Here is a 17,958-nt window from a genome sequence, read left to right as displayed (position 1 = left end):
CGTCATCGCGCACCTGAAAACTGGTCGGCAGTGAGTGTGTAGAAGCTGCGATGCTCGCGCGGACGATACGTCCTCGAAGCGACCGCAATGATCTTGTCGCGGGCGGCATCGAAGGCTTCGAGGATTGCCGCCTCCATCGGGCGGGTCTCCGGATAAAGCGCAAAGATCGCGTTCTCCTCCAGGAAGAACGAGACTTCCATTGCGTTGTCGTGACCCCAGAAGCGGATGCGATGCCGATCCGAATCGTAACTGCGACTGGTATTTGGAAAGCTGAGGCTCATGGTCGATCTCCGGGATCGAAGCGGGAGCCCTCACGCGAGTCTCCCCCGAATTCTTCGGCGCAATCACGCCTTGAAGGCGTCTGTCGTGAACCGCCAACTATCCTGTCTAGAAAAAGTCGGCGATGGCTCGCTTTTTTATTATAGGGACGAAACAGAAATGGCCCCTATTAAATATTTGGAATTATCCAAGGTACCTGAACCTAATAGTTATTCCGATTTTTCTTGAAACCCCCGAAATAAGTTCATACATCCCGCACAGCTTGGCACTCGCCCCTGGAGAGTGCCAGCAGGCAGCCCGGGCGTCCCCGACCTCCGGCCATGCCCCTCACAAAGGACACACCGATGAAGTTCCGACCTCTCCACGACCGAGTCGTGGTGCGCAGAATCGAAGCCGAAGCGAAATCCGCCGGCGGCATCATCATTCCCGACACCGCCAAGGAAAAGCCCCAGGAAGGCGAAGTTGTCGCCGTCGGTCCGGGCGCCCGCGACGAAGCCGGCAAGCTTGTCCCGCTCGACCTCAAGGCCGGCGACCGCATCCTTTTCGGCAAGTGGTCCGGAACCGAGGTGAAGGTCGATGGCGAGGAACTCCTCATCATGAAGGAGTCCGATGTCATGGGCGTCCTGGAAACGAAAGCCGCGGCCCGCAAGGCCGCCTGACCTCCCGGGCGCCTCGCAACTCAGCACGATTTCAATCTGCAAAGGATATAAATTCTCATGGCCGCCAAAGACGTACTTTTCTCAACCGACGCGCGCGACAAGATGCTGCGCGGCGTCGACATCCTCGCCAATGCGGTGAAGGTCACGCTCGGCCCCAAGGGCCGTAACGTCATCCTCGACAAGAGCTACGGCGCACCGCGCATCACCAAGGACGGCGTCACCGTCGCCAAGGAAATCGAGCTTGAGGACAAGTTCGAAAACATGGGCGCACAGATGGTCCGCGAGGTTGCCTCGAAGACCAACGACATTTCCGGCGACGGCACCACCACCGCCACCGTCCTCGCCCAGGCCATCGTGCGCCAGGGCGCCAAGGCTGTCGCGGCCGGCATGAACCCGATGGACCTCAAGCGCGGCATCGACATGGCCGTCGCCACCGCGGTCAAGGACCTCGAAAAGCGTTCAAAGCCGATCAAGGACTCCGGGGAGATTGCCCAAGTCGGGGCGATCGCCGCCAACGGCGACACGATGATCGGCGAAAAGATCGCCGAAGCCATGAAGAAGGTCGGTAACGAGGGTGTCATCACCGTCGAGGAGTCCAAGGCGCTCGAGTTCGAGCTCGAAGTCGTCGAGGGCATGCAGTTCGACCGCGGCTACCTGTCGCCGTATTTCATCACCAACGCCGACAAGATGATGACCGAGCTCGAGGACCCCTACATCCTCCTGCACGAGAAGAAGCTCTCAAACCTGCAGGCGCTCCTGCCGGTGCTGGAAGCGGTGGTGCAGAGCGCCCGGCCGTTGCTGATCATCTCGGAGGATGTCGAGGGCGAGGCCCTGGCCACGCTCGTCGTCAACAAGCTGCGTGGTGGTCTCAAGGTCGCCGCCGTCAAGGCGCCGGGCTTCGGCGATCGTCGCAAGGCGATGCTCGAAGATATCGCCGTGCTGACCGGCGGCCAGGTCGTTTCGGAGGATCTTGGAATCAAGCTTGAGAGTGTCACGCTCCAGATGCTCGGCACCACCAAGAAGGTGACGATTACCAAGGACAACACGACCATCGTCGGTGGCGCCGGCAAGAAGAAGGAAATCGAGGCTCGCATCGGCCAGATCAAGGCACAGATCGAGGAGACCACCTCCGATTATGACAAGGAAAAGCTGCAGGAGCGCCTTGCCAAGCTGGCCGGCGGCGTCGCGATCATTCGCGTCGGCGGTGCGACCGAGGTTGAGGTCAAGGAAAAGAAGGACCGTGTCGACGACGCCCTCAACGCCACCCGTGCGGCGGTCGAGGAAGGCATCGTTCCCGGTGGCGGCGTTGCGCTGCTGCGGTCCAAGAAGGCGGTTGCCAAGCTTTCTTCCGAGAATGCCGACGTGATGGCCGGCATCAAGATCGTGCTTCGCGCGCTTGAAGCGCCGGTGCGCCAGATCGCCCAGAACGCCGGCGTCGAGGGCTCCATCGTCGTGAACACTGTCCTGGAAAACAAATCCGAAACCTTCGGGTTCGATGCCCAGGAAGAGACCTACAAGGACCTCGTGACCGCCGGTATCATCGATCCGACCAAGGTCATCCGCACCGCGCTTCAGCATGCGGCCTCCGTCGCCGGTCTCCTCGTTACCACCGAGGCGATGATCGCCGATCATCCGAAGGACGAAGCGGCCGCCGGCATGCCCGGCGGCATGGGTGGAATGGGCGGTATGGGTGGCATGGGCGGCATGGACTTCTAGACGTCGCCTGAGCATCACCAGAAGGGGCCGTCGAAAGACGGCCCCGTTCGATTCAGAAAGCCTTCGTCACCGCACCCGGAGCCAAACGCCCGGGACCGGCGACGATCTCCTGCCCCGATCGACGCGATCGACAGGCGGGAGAATCCCCTCGCCGCCCTTGTGCGACGCGGCCCGACTCTTCTAGACTCGGCGCATGGACGTCGTCGAAATCCCCTCGCATCTCGGCATCATCGCCTCGGCCTTCTGGACCTGGGCGATCGATTTCCTGCCGAAGCTGGTTTCGGCGCTGATGATCGTCATCTTCGGCTGGCTGGCGGCGAAATGGGCCAGCCGAGCGGTCGGCAACCTGATCCACCGCACCGACAAGATCGACCGGACGCTGCGGCCGGTCTTCACGGCGATCGTCCGCTACTCGATCCTGATCCTGGTTCTCGTCGCCGCCCTTGGCCAGCTTGGCGTCCAGACCACGTCGATCCTCGCTGCCCTCGGTGGCGCGGCGCTGGCAATCGGCCTCGCCCTCCAGGGTACGCTGACCAACATCGCCTCTGGCATGATGCTGCTCTGGCTGCGCCCCTTCGGCATCGGCGACTATATCGAGACGGAAAACGTCGCCGGCACGGTCGAGGAGATCAACCTGTTCCACACCCAGATTCGCACCTGGGACGGCATCTTCAAGTTCGTGCCGAACTCCGAACTCTGGAACACCACGCTCACCAACTACACCCGCAACCCGACGCGGCTGATCCTCATCGAAATCGGCATTGCCTACGAGGACGACATGGCCGAGGGCCGCCGCGTCCTGGTCGAGACGGCGCAGAACAACGCAAACGTCCTGAAGGATCCGCCGCCGGTCGTCGTGCCGCTGTCGCTCGGCGACAGCGCCGTCAACCTGCAACTGCGGGCATGGGCGACGACCGCCGATTTCTGGAACACCCGCTGGGAACTGACCCAGCAGGGCAAGCGCGACCTCGAGGCCGCCGGCATCAGCATCCCCTTCCCGCAGCGGGTGATACACATGGCGCCGTCCGACGACGACGCCCCCTCCCTGCCCAAGCCGTCGATCGAGGCGCACGAGGCCGACCAGGCCGCCCGCCAGGGCTCCTGACCGCTTCTCCACAGCCGTCACCGTTCTGTCATGACGCTGTAATGGCGCAGTCATCGCCGAACGCTATGCGCCGGTAGCTCCCGTTCCGAACCTACGAAAAGGGCTACCCGACCATGATCCTCCTGCGCGCAAGCGCGGCAGCCGCCGCGCTATTGGCCTGCACCGCCCTCACCCCGGCGTCCGCCGCGGTCTTCAACCGCATCGCGACGTTCCATGTCGCGGATAACCGGCCGGCCGATTCCGACCCGCAAGCGGAAACCGTGGCGGAAATCATCGCGGCGACACCCGACGGCATGACCCTGGTTCACACCGACAGCCCCGGCGAACGACTGGGCCTGATCGACATCACCGATCCCGAGGCGCCGAAGACCGCCGGAACAATCGCCCTCGGCGGCGAGCCGACCTCGCTGGTCGTGGTCGGCGACAAGGCGCTGGTTGGCGTCGTCACCTCCGAGTCCTACGACAAGCCGTCGGGCCACCTCGCGGTGGTCGACCTGACCGGCAAGACCGTGCTCGCGACTTGCGATCTCGGCGGCCAGCCGGACGCCCTCGCCAAGTCGCCGGACGGCGCCTACGTCGCCATCGCCATCGAGAACGAGCGCGACGAGGACATCAACGACGGCGCCATCCCGCAGCTCCCGGGCGGCAACCTGACCTGGTTCGGCATCGGCGCTGATGGGACCGTCGACTGCGCCACGAAGACGGTCGCCGACCTCGCCGGTATGGCCGACGTCGCGCCGACCGATCCGGAACCCGAATTCGTCGACATCAACACCGCCAACCAGGCGATCGTCACCCTCCAGGAAAACAACTATCTGGCGGTCGTCGACCTCGCCACCGGCGACGTCATCAACAGCTTCTCCGCCGGCAGCGTCGACCTCGACCAGATCGATACCGTCGAGGAAGACACGATCAGCCTGACCGGGTCGCTGACCGGCGTTCCGCGCGAGCCGGATGCGGTGCAGTGGATCGACGACGACCGCTTCGTCACCGCCAACGAAGGCGACTGGAAGGGCGGCAGCCGCGGCTTCACCATCTTCAGCAAGGGTGGCGACATCCTCTATGACAGCGGCAACACCGTCGAACACATCGCCGCCCGCCTCGGCCATTACCCGGAAGGCCGGTCGGAGAACAAGGGCTCCGAGCCCGAGGGCGCCGAAGTCGCCACCTTCGGCGACGATCGCTTCATCTTCATCGGCCTGGAGCGCGCCTCGCTGGTGCTGGTCTATCGCGACACCGACGGCGAGCCGGAATACGTGCAGGCGCTGCCAGGCGGCATCGGTCCCGAGGGCCTGCTCGCCATCCCGGAGCGGAACCTGCTGGTCTCCGCCGCGGAGAACGATCTGCTGCCCGACGGCGGCATCGGCTCCGTGGTCACGATTTTCGCCCTCGAGGACGGTGTCCCCGCCTACCCGCAGCTGATCTCCACCGACGACGCCAACGGCACGCCGATCCCGTGGATGGCGATTTCCGGCACGGTCGCCGACGCCAGCGAGGCCGGCAAGCTCTACGCCGTCACCGACAGCGCCTCGTCGGTCGCCCGCATCCTGACCATCGACGCTACGAGGAAGCCGGCGGTCATCACCGCCGAGATGACGCTGACCCAGGACGGCAAGCCGGCTGCCAACCTCGACCCCGAGGGCATTGCGCTGGCATCCGACGGCGGCTTCTGGATCGCCTCGGAAGGCAATCCGGAGCGCGAGAAGAACAAGACAGACAGCCTGCTGATCAAGGTCTCGGCCGATGGCGCCATCGAGGCGACCTACCCGCTTCCCGAGGCGATCCTCAAGCACGCGCTACGCTTCGGCTTCGAGGGCGTGACGACCGTCGGAACCGGCGAAGACGAGACGGTCTGGATCGCCGTGCAGCGGGAATGGAAGGACGACGAGAAGGGCCACGCCAAGCTCCTCGCCTTCAAGCCCGCCGACCAGACCTGGGGCGTTGTCCGCTACCCGCTCGATGCACCGAAGAAGGGCTGGATCGGCCTGTCCGAGATCACCGCCCATGGCAACGGCCTGATCGTCGTCGAGCGCGACAACCAGATCGGCAAGGCCGCCGCGACCAAGCAGCTCACCTATGTGTCGCTTGACGGTGTCGTGCCGGCGGCTCCCGACGCATCGGATGTGCCGGTGGTCAGGAAAGAGGTCGTCCGCGACCTGATCCCCGACCTCGCCAGCCCGAAGGGCTACGTCCTCGACAAGATCGAGAGCTTTGCCATCGACTCGGCCGGCGACGCCTTCATCATCACCGACAACGACGGCGTCGACGATCATTCGGGCGAGACGGTCCTCCTCAACCTCGGCAAGCTCGACCTACCGATGTAGGCGGAAGCGCCTTCTTCCCGTCAGGGCTCGCGCGTCCCCGCGCGGGCCCTTTTTTCTGGCTGGACGGCACGAAAGGCGGCGAGGCGCGCGAAGGCCGTCAGTCGCCCTCGATCTCCTGCATGTCGGCGGGGCCGGGACCGGACGCCGGATCTTCCGGCCACGGCCAGGCGTGCGTGTCGAACGGCGCCACCGTCGGGAGCAGCGCCTTCTTCCCCTGTTTCTCGGCGTCCACCTCGACCGCGTGGCGCGCCGCGCTGCCCAGCAGCTCGGCGTCCATCAGGTAATAGTTCCGGAAGAAGACCTCGCCGAGCGACCGGTCGGCAATGATGCGGGACAGGACGTCGAGGAGCTTGGCCTCGGTCGTCGTGAAGGCGGTCGTGCCGACCAGGATCAACCGGTCGTCGATGGCATCCTCGCCCATGAACTGGGCCAGGATCGTGAACAGGACATTGTTCTGGCGGGTCACGTAGAGCGTGTTGGTGATCGCGTAGGTCTGATCCCAGTCGTCGCCGAGCATCGTCTGCCATTCGCCGAGCACGCTTTCCCAGTGATCGACCTGGGTCTGGGCGGCCAGAGCGACATTCTTGACGATGTCCGGCTCAAGCGCGTGGGCAAGGTCGGTCAGGTCGGCGAAGGTAAAGGTGCCCGTCTCCAGGCACCGCTCCATGAAGGCGATTTCCTTGTCCAGCATCGAATCGAGTCGGGCCTGGACATTGTCCGGCAAGTCGACATCGGCGATCGATTCCCGAGCGGTCTTGACCTGCGTCAGGTAGATCGCCATCGGCGCCCGCCATGAGGTGTCGCCCGGATCTTTCAGGTAGGGCGCGACGAGCTGGTACATCGCCATCGCGCTATGCGAGACGGACTTGACCAGTGCATAGGCTTCCGGAACCGGCGGCGCCTGGACCGGATCCTTGCCCGGCGCATAGAGCGTCATCGCACCGCCAAAGTTGTCGAAGCGGGCGATGATCAGGGGATATTTCTCGCGGATGTTCGCCTTGAAGATTTCCAGCGATTCCGCGTAGATCGCCTGCATGCCGTCGTCCAGCGCGGTGATGTTGTCGATCGCGACCTGCGCCTTCGACGTCGGTTTCCCGCTGCCGACGGCGATGTCCATATAGGCTGGCAGCGTTTCAGCGGCGACGGTCGCCGGTCCCGTCAGCGCTACGCCAATGGCGATCGCCCCTGCCGCCAAACACGCGCTACGGATGGGTGAAATACGTGAAGATCGCATGGGAGGCTCCTGACTTGATTCCAGACACGGCCAAAACGGCTTGAAGAGGAACAAAAGAGTACCGTCCGGCAATCGGGACAGGCAACCCCGCCGGCTTGTCGGGAGCGCGGGCGGGCTCGGATGGCGCCTTGGACATAGTCGAAAGGAAACAGGGGCACGGCTCGCACCGCACCCCTGTCAAGCAGCTCGAAGCGCGGTCCGTCAGACCGCCTTGAGTTCGACCGCCGGCTTGCTCTTGGCGCGGCGAGTCACCAGCTTGTTGACGGCCGAGACATAGGCCTTGGCCGAGGCGATCATTGTATCGGTATCGGCGCCGCGGCCGGTGACCATCTTGTCGCCTTCGCCGAGCCGCACCGAAACCTCGGCCTGGGCGTCCGAATCCTCGGTCACCGCGCCGACCTGGTAGAGCTGCAGCGTCGCCTCGTGCGGGGCGATCGCCCGCACCGCCTTGAACATCGCATCGACCGGGCCGTCGCCGGTGGCTTCCTTGGTGACATGCTGGCCCTCGACATCGAGGGTGACGATCGCCTTCGGCGGCCCGCCGGTGCCGGCGATGACGGTCAGCGCCACGAGGCGGATCGCCTCGCCCGCCTGGGTCATCTCGTCCTCGACCAGCGCCTCGATGTCCTCGTCGAAGACATGCTTCTTGCGATCGGCGAGGTCCTTGAACCGCCGGAAGGCATCCTGCAGGGCGTTGTCGCCGAGCTCGAAGCCGAGCGCGATCAGCTTCTCGCGGAAGGCGTGACGTCCGGAATGCTTGCCCATCACCAGCGAGGTCGACTTCACGCCGACATCCTCCGGCCGCATGATCTCGTAGGTCTCGGCATTCTTGAGGATGCCGTCCTGGTGGATGCCGGACTCATGGGCAAAGGCGTTCTTGCCGACGATCGCCTTGTTGTACTGGACCGGGAAGGCCGAAACCGCCGAGACCAGCTTCGACGCCCGCATCAGCATCGTCGTGTCGATGTTGGTGTAATAGGGATAGATGTCGCCGCGGGTCTTGATCGCCATGACGACTTCCTCGAGCGCCGCGTTGCCCGCCCGCTCGCCGAGACCGTTGATCGAGCACTCGATCTGCCGCGCCCCGCCGGCAACGCCGGAGAGCGAATTGGCGACCGCCAGGCCGAGGTCATTGTGGCAATGGGTCGAGAAGACCACCTCGTCGGCGCCCGGCACCTTCTCGATCAGCATCCTGATCATGTCGGCGAATTCGGCCGGCGTCGTATAGCCGACCGTGTCGGGGATGTTGATGGTCGTGGCGCCGCACTTGATCGCCGCCTCGACCGTCCGGCAGAGGAAATCGGCTTCCGTCCGCGTTGCGTCCATCGCCGACCATTCGACGTCGTCGGTATAGTTGCGCGCCCGGGTCACCGAGGACACGACCCGCTCGTAGACCTGCTCCTGGTTGAGCTGGAGCTGAAACTCACGATGCAGCGGCGACGTGCCGATGAAGGTGTGAATGCGGCGGCGCTCGGCATGCTTCAACGCCTCGGCGGCGCGATCGATGTCGCCGTTGCCTGCCCGGGCGAGGCCGCAGACGACGCCGCGCTTGACCAGCTTGGCGATCTCGGTGACCGCCTCGAAATCGCCATTCGAGGCGATCGGGAAACCGGCCTCGATGATGTCGACGCCCATCTCGTCGAGGAGCGTCGCGACCTGCAGCTTCTCCTCGAGGGTCATCGATGCGCCGGGGGATTGCTCGCCGTCGCGCAATGTCGTGTCGAAGATGACGACCTGATCGCGTTTGTCGGCCGTCGGTGTGGTGGTGGTCATCGTACTCTGTCCTTCTCGAAACCTTGCCCGCCTGGCTGTCCCATTCGGGCGATCATGGGATGTCCTCTTGTCGACAGTCCCCTGAGAGCCCGCCCGCAACAGGGCAGTCGACGCTCAGGGGCGTCTAAGGAGCAGGCCGGGAAGAAGCAGGGAGCCGGGCGCAATCCGACGGTCTTCGGCGAAGGCCGGAGTCGGTGCGCTCTGGGGATCGCGAACGATCATGTCAGCTCCACATGGGTCCCCGAGGATCATCCACCGAACAGGTTAAGGCCCGGTTCTCCTCAAGGCACCGGTCTTTTTAGCCAGAACGGTCGGGTTTCGGCAAGTCGAAAACACGATATGGGCGGCGGCCCGGCCTAATGGAAGGCCAGCACGGCGAAGATCAGAGCCATCAGCGCCGAGACCCCGGCGAGCCGGCCGAGCAGCGGCATCTGGCGCGCGGCGCGGATATCGCCCTTCCGCGCCCGGCCCATCAACCGGTGCATGACGATGGCCAGGCCGGTCAGCGCCACGACCGCCACCATCTTGATCCAGAACATGGCCGAGAGGAATGCAAGGCCGTTCCAGCGGATGAGGACAAGGATCACGCCAGTGATCCACAACAGCACCAGCCCGATGTTGGAAACCCTGGCAATGGCCGGCGGGAACCGCGAGAGCACCACAGCGTCGGCGGCCTTCGCCTTTGCGATCAGGCCCATCATCACCATGTTGCCGAACCCGGCGGCGAAGCCCATCGCCAGTCCGAGAAAGTGGCCGATCAACAGCAGGTCATAGAACCAGAGCATTGCGAGTTCCGAAATAAGGAGGCCCCGCGCCGCGCCCAGACAAGCGTCGGACAGCGCGGGGCGGTTATGGTTTGGCGGGTGTCAGCCGAAAGCCAGCGAAGCGAACAGGACCGCCAGCACGGCCGAGGCGCCGGACAGCGGGCCAAGCTTCGGCAGCCGCGACGCCACCGCCTTGTTGCCCTTGCGGATCTCCGCGTAGGTCATGTGGACGGCGATGGCGCTGACGGTCAGGGTGACGATGAAGACCGCCTTGACCCAGAAAAGGGTCGGCAGGCTGCCCAGCCCGTTCCACTTGCTCCAGACCAGAATCAGACCGGTGACCCACAGCACCACGACGCCGAGATGGGCGACGTTGGCCAGCATCGGGCCGAGCATGCGGATGGTCTGGCCCTGTTCCGGCGGCAGGCTCGCCGCCTTGCGCATGATCAGGCCGCTCGCCATGCCTCCGGCAGCGCCGAGCATCAGGCCGAAGAAATGAAAGAACAAGATGACGTCGTTGACCCAGGTCATGCCCATCTCCCCCGTATCGCCTCCTGTGGCGATCGGCGCAGATTAGCATGATTCCACGGAAGCGACGTCAGGCCGACAGCGTCCCCTGGGCGACCACGATCGCGTCGCCCGAAATCCGCGCGCCGTCCACCGCGGCGTCGTGCATGTCGATCTCGAGACCGATCAGGCTCGGCCGTCCCATCTCGTAGCCCTGCTCGATGGTGTAGCGATGGCTGCCGCCCGGCGGTTGGTCGAAACGGGCGATGACGCCGGCGAGTGCCGCGACGGCGGAGCCGGTGGCGGGGTCTTCGGCGATACCGGAGAGTGGCGCGAACATCCGGGCGTGGAAGTGGCGATCCGTGCCGAGCGTCTCGCGCGTGTAGACGAAGGCAAAGGCGTGGGGGCCGGTGAACACCGATCCGAACTGGCGCATCTGCGGTTGCGCCCTGGCGATGGCGTCGAGATCGCGGACCGGCACGAAGCAATAGGGGACACCGGCCTCGAAGGCGCTCGGCACGTGATTCTCGAAACCGACGTCGCTCGGCGACAGGTTAAGCGCGCCGGCAATCAGGTCCCGCTCGGGCGGGTCCTTGATGGCGGTGGGCAGGCGCGGCAGGTCGAACATCGCGTGGCCGGCCGCCTCGCCCTTCAGCGAGACGCCGCAGCGCACCGCTCCGATCTTTTCCTCCAGCACCAGCATCATCTCGTGCTTGTTGTGGTTCGCATCCGCCGCCTCAAGCGCCAGCTGGATCGCCGTGCCCACCGTCGGATGACCGGCAAAGGGCAGTTCACTGCGCGGCGTGAAGATGCGGATCGCGGCAGCATGGGCCGGGTTCTCCGGCGGCAGGACGAAGACCGTTTCGGAGAGATTGAACTCCCGGGCGATGGCCTGCATCCGGGCATCGTCAAGCCCTTCGGAATCGAGGACCACGGCAAGCCCGTTCCCCGCCAGCGGGCGGTCGGTGAAAACGTCGAGAATGGCGAAACGGCGCGGCATGGGGAGACTCCGGCGGGGATGCATCCGCTTGTGGCGCGAGCCCGGAGGCAGGTCAAGGCCACCCCGCAGCCCACGCCATATTTCGTTCAGCGACCATTCATCCACAGGGGCTCATTCTTGTCGGCAATCGGCAAGGACCGGATCTCCGGCCAGCCAAACTCTTGCGTTATGTGGAGTAGAGAATGAGAAAGTTCGCTTTGGCCGCTCTCGCCGCCGCTGTCGCCGCCGCGTCGACCGCCGCGATCCCGACGGCCGCTTCCGCCGGCAACGGCTACAATCAGAATTACCGGCAGGGAAACGGCAAGAACGTCTACAGAAACAACTACAACAACGGCTGGCGACCCGGTCCGGGCGTCGGCTTTGCCGCCGGCGCGATCGTCGGCCTTGGTGTCGGCGCGCTTGCCACCGCGCCGCGGCGGGCCCCCTACTATGGCGCCCCCGCCTATTACGCGCCGGCCCCGCGATACTATGCGCCTCCGCCGGTCTATTACGCGCCGCCCCCGGCACCGGTCTACTATCGTGGTCAGGCGCACGTGAACTGGTGCTTCTCCCGGTACCGGTCCTACAATCCGACCACCGATACCTTCATGGGCTATGACGGCTACGCCCACCGCTGCAACAGCCCGTACTGACCATCCCTGACCCGCGTCGATCGCCGGACTGGCTCCAGCCGGGGCCCGGTCCGGCGGTCGCGTTTCAGTCCCTGGCGACGGGCTGGATGACGCGCCGGACCAGCGGCATGATCGTCAGCCCCTGGACGATGATCGAGAAGATCACCACCGCATAGGTGGCGACCAGGATCGGCTCGCGGAAGGCGACCAGCGGGATCGCCAGCGCCAGCGCCACCGAGATGCCGCCCCGGACCCCGCCCCAGGTGAGGATGGGGATCGAGCCGGGGGTGAAGGTCTTTCTGAGCGACAGCAGCGTCAGCGGCAGGGACACCGAAATCAGCCGCGCCATCAGCACCAGCGGGATCGTCGCCACCGCCAGCCCGGCCATCGACGGATCGAGGGTGACGATCAGCACCTCAAGCCCGATCAGCAGGAACAGGACCGAGTTCAGGAGTTCGTCGATGAACTCCCAGAACTGGAAAAGGTGCTCGCGGGTGCTCTCGCTCATCGCGGTCCGAACCCCGCGATTGCCGACCAGGATACCGGTGATCACCACCGCGATCGGCCCCGACATGTGCAGCCGCAGCGCGACGGCATAAAGCCCGGTCACCAGGCCGAGGGTGATCATGATCTCGACCGGATAGTTGTCGATGGATTCCATCGCGCGAACAGCGATGAAGCCGACGATCAGGCCGAGGATCGCGCCGCCGACCGCCTCCCAGAGAAACAGCTCGCCGACGTGGATGAAAGTGAGTTCCTCGGTCCGGGTCGCGATGCCGAGCAGCAGCGTGAACAGCACGACGCCGACGCCGTCATTAAACAGGCTCTCGCCGGCGATCTTGATCTCCAGCCGCTGCGGCAGGTCGACCGACTTGAGCAGGGCGAGGACGGCCACCGGATCGGTCGGCGAGATCAGCGCGCCGAAGACCAGCGCCCAGATGAACGGCACGTTGACGCCGATCAGCCCGGCCAGCAGGTAGAAGCCGGTGCCGACGATGAAGGTCGAGATGACGACGCCGACCGTCGCCATCAGGCCGACGGCCCAGGCTTCCGCCCTGAGCCGGCTGAGATCGACCTGCAGCGCGCCGGCGAAGAGCAGGAAGGCCAGCAGGCCATTCATCATCGTGTCGTAGAAGTCGATTTCGCCGAGCGCGCTCTCGACCGCGTCGCGCACGCCGAGCCCCGGCATGATCGCGTCGAAGATGATCAGCACGATCGACGTCGTCAGCGCCATGACCAGGAGGCCGATGACATTGGGCAGGCCGATATACCGCTCGTTGGCCCACCCGAAAATGGCCGAGAGCACCAGAAGAATCGCGCCGATCTCAAACAGGCTGAGCATGGCCGCCCTCGTCCGTCAAAAGTGAAAGCCGCGCCGGCAAGGGGAAAGACACCCCTTCCCGGCTACGACCTAGATGGACAGGATTCGTCTGGGATTGTCGAGCGGGGCGGCCCGGGCCGCCCCGAGCCAACCTTAGTTCTTGTCCTTGTCGACCAGCGCATTCGACTTGATCCACGGCATCATGCCGCGGAGCTTCTCGCCGACTTCCTCGATCGGGTGCGCGTCGTTCATGCGGCGCGTTGCCTTGAACTTCGCCTGGCCGGCCTTGCACTCGCGGATCCACTCGGAGGTGAAGGCGCCGGACTGGATATCCTTGAGCACCCGGCGCATCTCCGCCCGGGTCTCGTCGGTGATGATCCGCGGCCCGCTGGCATATTCGCCGAACTCGGCGGTGTTGGAGATCGAGTAGTTCATGTTGGCGATGCCGCCCTCGTAGATCAGGTCGACGATCAGCTTCACCTCGTGCAGGCACTCGAAATAGGCCATCTCCGGCGCATAGCCGGCCTCGACCAGCGTCTCGAAGCCGCCGCGGATCAGCTCGACCAGACCGCCGCACAGGACCACCTGCTCGCCGAACAGGTCGGTCTCGCACTCTTCCTGGAAGGTCGTCTCGATGACGCCGGACCGGCCGCCGCCGATCGCCGAGGCATAGGACAGGGCCAGGTCATGGGCATTGCCCGAGGCATCCTGGTCGATGGCGATCAGGCACGGCACGCCGCCGCCCTTCTGGTATTCGCCGCGCACGGTGTGGCCCGGGCCCTTCGGCGCGATCATCACCACGTCGATCGTCTTGCTCGGCTCGATCAGCTTGAAATGGACGTTGAGGCCGTGGGCGAAGGCAATCGCCGCGCCGTCGCGGATGTTGCCGGCGATATGGTCGTTCCAGATATCGGCCTGGAGTTCGTCCGGGGCGCACATCATGATCAGGTCGGCCCAGGCGGCCGCATCGGCCACCGACTTCACCGGCAGGCCGTCCGCCTCGACCTTCTTGGCCGTCGCCGAACCGTCCTTCAGCGCGATCGCGACGTTCTCGACGCCCGAATCCTTGAGGTTCAGCGCGTGGGCGCGACCCTGGCTGCCATAACCGACGATGGCGACATTCTTAGCTTTGATGAGGTTGAGATCGGCATCCCGATCGTAATAAACGCGCATGACTTTCCCTTTTTAGCCGGGGGTGATCCAGGCTTGGAAAAGCGCAGGACCGGTAAGACCGCGCCGGTTCTAACGGGCGAAGGCGCGGGGCGCAATCCATCGCTGTCACGCAGGATGCGCCATTTTGAACCGTTTCAGCGCTCCCTAGAGCCAATCCTCGACCAGAACCGGCACAATCGAGGCGACCAGAAGCAGTCCCATGGCGATATTGAAGACGCGGATGGCGCGCGGCGTCCGCACCAGACGGCGCAGCGCCTGGCCGAAGATCACCCAGGCCCAGGCCGAGACCAGGCCAATCGCGCCGAAGATTCCGGCGATGATCGCCATGTTGAAGGGAAAGGCGGCGATCGCCGCATAGGTGGCAACCGCCCCGACCGCCATCACCCAGGCCTTCGGGTTGACCCACTGGAAGGCGGACGCTTGGAGGAAGGTGATCGGGTGCCCCTTCCCCCCGCCTTCGGTATCAGGCGGCGCGGCCGTGGCGACGACCCAGGCGAGATAGAGCAGGTAGGCGACGCCGACATACTTGATAACCGGGTAGAGCGCCGGAAAGGCGTTGAACACCGCCCCGAGCCCGATGCCGACGGCCAGCACCATGACGGCGAAGCCGATGGCGACGCCGAGGAGATGCGGCATCGCCCGGCGCAGCCCGTAATTCAGGCCAGACGCCATCAGCATGATGTTGTTCGGGCCGGGGGTGAACAGCGTCACCACCGCGAAGATCACGAACCCGGCGAGAAGATGCTCCGACATCGCGGGCCCCTCACAAGCCGTATTTCTTCGGCCAGGCCTCGGCCGGGCCGCCGAATTCCGCCGCCGCCCGCCGGATCTCGTCGCCGAGGATGTCGACAAGATGCTCCCGCACCTTGTCCGACATCACCACCTTGGGGTCGGTGCTCTTGCGGTTGAAGCCCGGCGGCAGGGTTCCGCTCGGCTTGCCGGGGTCGCCGCCGAGGAAGCCGATGATCTTCGCCCGCAGCTTCGCCGGCTCGGTCCGCAACTCGTCGAAGAAGAACAGGCCGAAGCGATCGGCCGCGCCTGCGTCCTTCCACCGGGCGACGTTGACGGTCGGGCTCGAATGGCGGATGCCGCTGCCGGTCCTGATGAAATTCTCGACGGTCGCGAAATCCGCCGCGTTCTCCCACTTCTGCTGGCGGGCCATCATGCAGTAATGCGACCAGAAGCGCTCGATCGGCTCGCGCACTACGTAGACGACCTTGGCGTCCGGCAGGTTGCGGCACGCCGCCTGAACCTTCTCGTCGGCGATGATTGCGTAGGTCGGCGTGATGTCGCCGGACAGCCGGTCGCCCTTCGGGCTGAACAGCCGCTTGTAGCGATCGAAATCGAGCGGCTTGCCGTGCAGCCAGATCAGGGCGCGTAGCCATTCGATGTCGCCATCCTCCAGCGGCCGCATGTGCGAGCGGGTCAGCTTGCGGTTCAGCCGGCTGCGCCCGTAGCGCGCCTTGGTGTAGAGCGGCTCGGCCCATTTGAGATGGATGTTCTCGTTGAAGTAATGCAGTTCCTTGATCGCCGGCATCCAGAAGTCGGGATGGTGGTTCAACTGGTCGAACAGCCATCGCGTGCCGCCCTTCTGCATGCCGATGCAGAAGAAATCCGGCCCGCGCAGGTCGCCCTGCGCCAGCAGCTCCGGCATTTCCGCGGGATCCGGCAGCCGACCGAGAAGCCGGTCCCCCGCCATGCGCAACACGTCCAGCACGGTTTTTCCTCATCAGGGGATTCGCGGCCGGCGCGAATCCGTTTGCGTTTCGGCTCCGCTCAGAGCCCGTATCTGGCGGGCCACTCCGCCGCCGCGCCGCCGAATTGCCGGGCCGATGCCCTCAGTTCATCGGCCAGGTGCTTGCTCAGCCGGTCGCGAAGCTCCGGGGAGAGCTGCGCCTTGTCGGAATCACTCTTCCGGTTGAAGCCGGCCTTCGTCGTCCCGCTCGGCTTGCCGGGATCGCCGCCGAGAAACGACAGCACCCGCGCCCGCACCCCGTCGGGATCCGTCACCAGGTCGTCGAAGAGATAGAAGCCGAACTGCTCGTCCGGCACGTGCTTGCGCCACCGCGCGACAATGTCGGTCTGGAACGACCGCTTGACCACAAAGCGCTTCTCGACCAGCCGCATGAGGTCGCTTGCCGAGAGGTCTCGGGCGATGTCGCCCTTTCGGACGTGCATGTTGAGATGCGACCACACCCGCGCAACCGGATCCCGGGCGATGAAGACGACCTTGGCGGCCGGAAACCGCGCCATGATCCTTTCGATCAGGTTGGGCTTCAGCGTCGAGTAATCCGGCGTGATGTCGCCGGCGATGGCGCCGCCCTTGCTGGCGAACAGCCGGGCATAGGCATCCAGATCGACCTGCCGCCACGGCAGGTCGGCATAGGCATCGAGGAAATCGAGATCGCGCTGGTCGAGCGGCCTGAAATTCTTCTTCGCCCGGCGCCTGTTCAGATGATCGAGGTTGCCGGCGGCCTTCGCCGCCAGCTTGGCCGCCCGCTGCGACGGCTTCTTGCGGTCGAAATAGTGCAGTTCCTTGAAGGGCGGCATCCAGAAATCGGGATGCAACTGCACCTGGTCGTAGAGCCAGCGGGTGCCGCCCTTCTGCGCCCCGACGCAGAAGAAATCCGGACCGTCGGCGGCCGTCGGCCGGTCGGCAACCGGGTCGATCGCGAGGGCCGGCTCGCCCATCAGATCGTCTCGCCGCAGGCTTCGCGATAGCGCAGCACCGCGTCGCCCATGCCGAAGCGCAGCGCATCGCCGGTCAGCGCATGGCCGATCGACACCTCCGCCAGATGCGGCAGCGCCGCGACCAGCGGCGGCAGGTTGTCGAGCGTCAGGTCGTGCCCGGCATTGAGGCCGAGGCCGGCGTCGCGCGCCGCGTTGCCGGTCGCCACCACCTTCGCCAGTTCGCCCGCCTGCTCTGCCGGGTCAAGGCAGCCGCCATAGGGACCGGTGAAGATCTCGATCCGGTCGGCGCCGACTTCCCTAGCCAGCGCCGCCGCAGCCGGATCAGGATCGACGAACAGCGACACGCGCAGGCCCGCCGCCTGGAAGCGCGCGATCATCGGCTGGAGGAAGTCGCGATGGGCGGCGATGTCCCAGCCGTGGTCGGAGGTCGACTGGCGAATGTCGTCCGGCACCAGCGTCACCTGCGTCGGCCGGATCGCCTCGACGGTCTCGATGAAGCGGGCGTCGGGATTGCCCTCGATGTTGAATTCGCGATCGGGGAATTCGTCGGCGATCAGCTTCGCCAGTTCCGGCACGTCGGAGCGGCGGATGTGCCGCTCGTCGGGGCGCGGATGGACGGTCAGCCCGTGCGCCCCGGCTTCGAGCGCGATGCGGCCGATGCCGGTGACGCTCGGCCACGGCAGGTCGCGCCGGTTGCGCAGGTAGGCGATCGCGTTGAGGTTGACGGAGAGCTTGGCGGTCATGGCTCGATCATCGGGTAATGCGCCCGCATCGGCGGCGAACCCTTCGGCGCTTCCGGGC

General features: G+C 65.3%; 17 protein-coding genes. 5 read left to right on the top strand and 12 right to left on the bottom strand.

Going from position 1 to position 17,958, the window contains the following annotated elements:
• Positions 1-2: 2 nt before the first annotated feature.
• Positions 3-281, bottom strand: coding sequence for a DUF1488 family protein (locus BLT60_RS15055; protein WP_090877435.1), 279 nt, complete (start codon positions 279-281; stop codon positions 3-5).
• A gap of 342 nt (positions 282-623) precedes the next feature.
• Between BLT60_RS15055 and BLT60_RS15050 the strand changes: the two genes are divergently transcribed.
• From BLT60_RS15050 to BLT60_RS15035, 4 genes are all read left to right on the top strand, one after another.
• Complete coding sequence (locus BLT60_RS15050; RefSeq protein WP_090877433.1) at positions 624-938, top strand: co-chaperone GroES; 315 nt, start codon at positions 624-626, stop codon at positions 936-938.
• Positions 939-995: 57 nt separating this feature from the next.
• Positions 996-2,654, top strand: coding sequence for a chaperonin GroEL (gene groL / locus BLT60_RS15045; RefSeq protein WP_090877431.1), 1,659 nt, complete (start codon positions 996-998; stop codon positions 2,652-2,654).
• Between the two features lie 193 nt (positions 2,655-2,847).
• Complete coding sequence (locus BLT60_RS15040) at positions 2,848-3,759, top strand: mechanosensitive ion channel family protein (protein ID WP_090877428.1); 912 nt, start codon at positions 2,848-2,850, stop codon at positions 3,757-3,759.
• A 113-nt stretch (positions 3,760-3,872) separates the two neighbouring features.
• The gene (locus BLT60_RS15035) at positions 3,873-6,083 is read left to right on the top strand and encodes an esterase-like activity of phytase family protein (protein WP_090877424.1); all 2,211 of its coding nucleotides are present in this window, start codon (positions 3,873-3,875) and stop codon (positions 6,081-6,083) included.
• A 97-nt stretch (positions 6,084-6,180) separates the two neighbouring features.
• On the opposite strand, the gene BLT60_RS15030 is transcribed toward BLT60_RS15035, so the two are convergent.
• The 5 genes from BLT60_RS15030 to BLT60_RS15010 form a co-directional block, all read right to left on the bottom strand.
• Positions 6,181-7,317, bottom strand: coding sequence for a hypothetical protein (locus BLT60_RS15030; protein WP_139167855.1), 1,137 nt, complete (start codon positions 7,315-7,317; stop codon positions 6,181-6,183).
• 201 nt (positions 7,318-7,518) lie between these two features.
• Positions 7,519-9,090: a 2-isopropylmalate synthase gene (locus BLT60_RS15025; RefSeq protein WP_090877421.1), complete on the bottom strand. Its 1,572-nt coding sequence runs from the start codon at positions 9,088-9,090 to the stop codon at positions 7,519-7,521.
• A gap of 356 nt (positions 9,091-9,446) precedes the next feature.
• On the bottom strand, positions 9,447-9,875 hold the full coding sequence (locus BLT60_RS15020) for a hypothetical protein (RefSeq protein WP_090877419.1): 429 nt from the start codon (positions 9,873-9,875) through the stop codon (positions 9,447-9,449).
• An 81-nt stretch (positions 9,876-9,956) separates the two neighbouring features.
• Positions 9,957-10,385 carry a hypothetical protein gene (locus tag BLT60_RS15015; RefSeq protein WP_139167854.1) on the bottom strand — a complete coding sequence of 143 codons (429 nt, stop codon included), beginning with the start codon at positions 10,383-10,385 and terminating at the stop codon, positions 9,957-9,959.
• Between the two features lie 67 nt (positions 10,386-10,452).
• Positions 10,453-11,361 carry a PhzF family phenazine biosynthesis protein gene (locus BLT60_RS15010; RefSeq protein WP_090877416.1) on the bottom strand — a complete coding sequence of 303 codons (909 nt, stop codon included), beginning with the start codon at positions 11,359-11,361 and terminating at the stop codon, positions 10,453-10,455.
• 182 nt (positions 11,362-11,543) lie between these two features.
• On the opposite strand from BLT60_RS15010, the gene BLT60_RS15005 reads away from it, so the two are divergent.
• Entirely contained in the window at positions 11,544-11,993 is a 450-nt protein-coding gene (locus BLT60_RS15005) for a BA14K family protein (protein WP_090877414.1), read from the top strand.
• Positions 11,994-12,057: 64 nt separating this feature from the next.
• Here the strand turns inward: BLT60_RS15005 and BLT60_RS15000 are convergent, their stop codons facing one another.
• From BLT60_RS15000 to BLT60_RS14975, 6 genes are all read right to left on the bottom strand, one after another.
• Positions 12,058-13,314: a cation:proton antiporter gene (locus tag BLT60_RS15000; protein ID WP_090877412.1), complete on the bottom strand. Its 1,257-nt coding sequence runs from the start codon at positions 13,312-13,314 to the stop codon at positions 12,058-12,060.
• A gap of 132 nt (positions 13,315-13,446) precedes the next feature.
• Positions 13,447-14,466, bottom strand: coding sequence for a ketol-acid reductoisomerase (ilvC, locus tag BLT60_RS14995; protein WP_090877410.1), 1,020 nt, complete (start codon positions 14,464-14,466; stop codon positions 13,447-13,449).
• A gap of 144 nt (positions 14,467-14,610) precedes the next feature.
• Positions 14,611-15,219: a LysE family translocator gene (locus BLT60_RS14990; RefSeq protein ID WP_090877408.1), complete on the bottom strand. Its 609-nt coding sequence runs from the start codon at positions 15,217-15,219 to the stop codon at positions 14,611-14,613.
• A gap of 10 nt (positions 15,220-15,229) precedes the next feature.
• A complete protein-coding gene (locus BLT60_RS14985) occupies positions 15,230-16,183 on the bottom strand; it encodes a sulfotransferase (protein ID WP_139167853.1) in 954 nt (317 codons plus the stop codon).
• A gap of 59 nt (positions 16,184-16,242) precedes the next feature.
• On the bottom strand, positions 16,243-17,157 hold the full coding sequence (locus BLT60_RS14980) for a sulfotransferase (RefSeq protein ID WP_090877404.1): 915 nt from the start codon (positions 17,155-17,157) through the stop codon (positions 16,243-16,245).
• On the bottom strand, positions 17,157-17,900 hold the full coding sequence (locus BLT60_RS14975; protein ID WP_090877402.1) for a pyridoxine 5'-phosphate synthase: 744 nt from the start codon (positions 17,898-17,900) through the stop codon (positions 17,157-17,159). The genes BLT60_RS14980 and BLT60_RS14975 overlap by 1 nt, the downstream gene beginning before the upstream one ends.
• Positions 17,901-17,958: the final 58 nt, after the last annotated feature.

Source organism: Bauldia litoralis (genome assembly GCF_900104485.1).
GTDB lineage: Bacteria > Pseudomonadota > Alphaproteobacteria > Rhizobiales > Kaistiaceae > Bauldia > Bauldia litoralis.
This window is presented reverse-complemented; position numbering and strand designations above follow the sequence as displayed.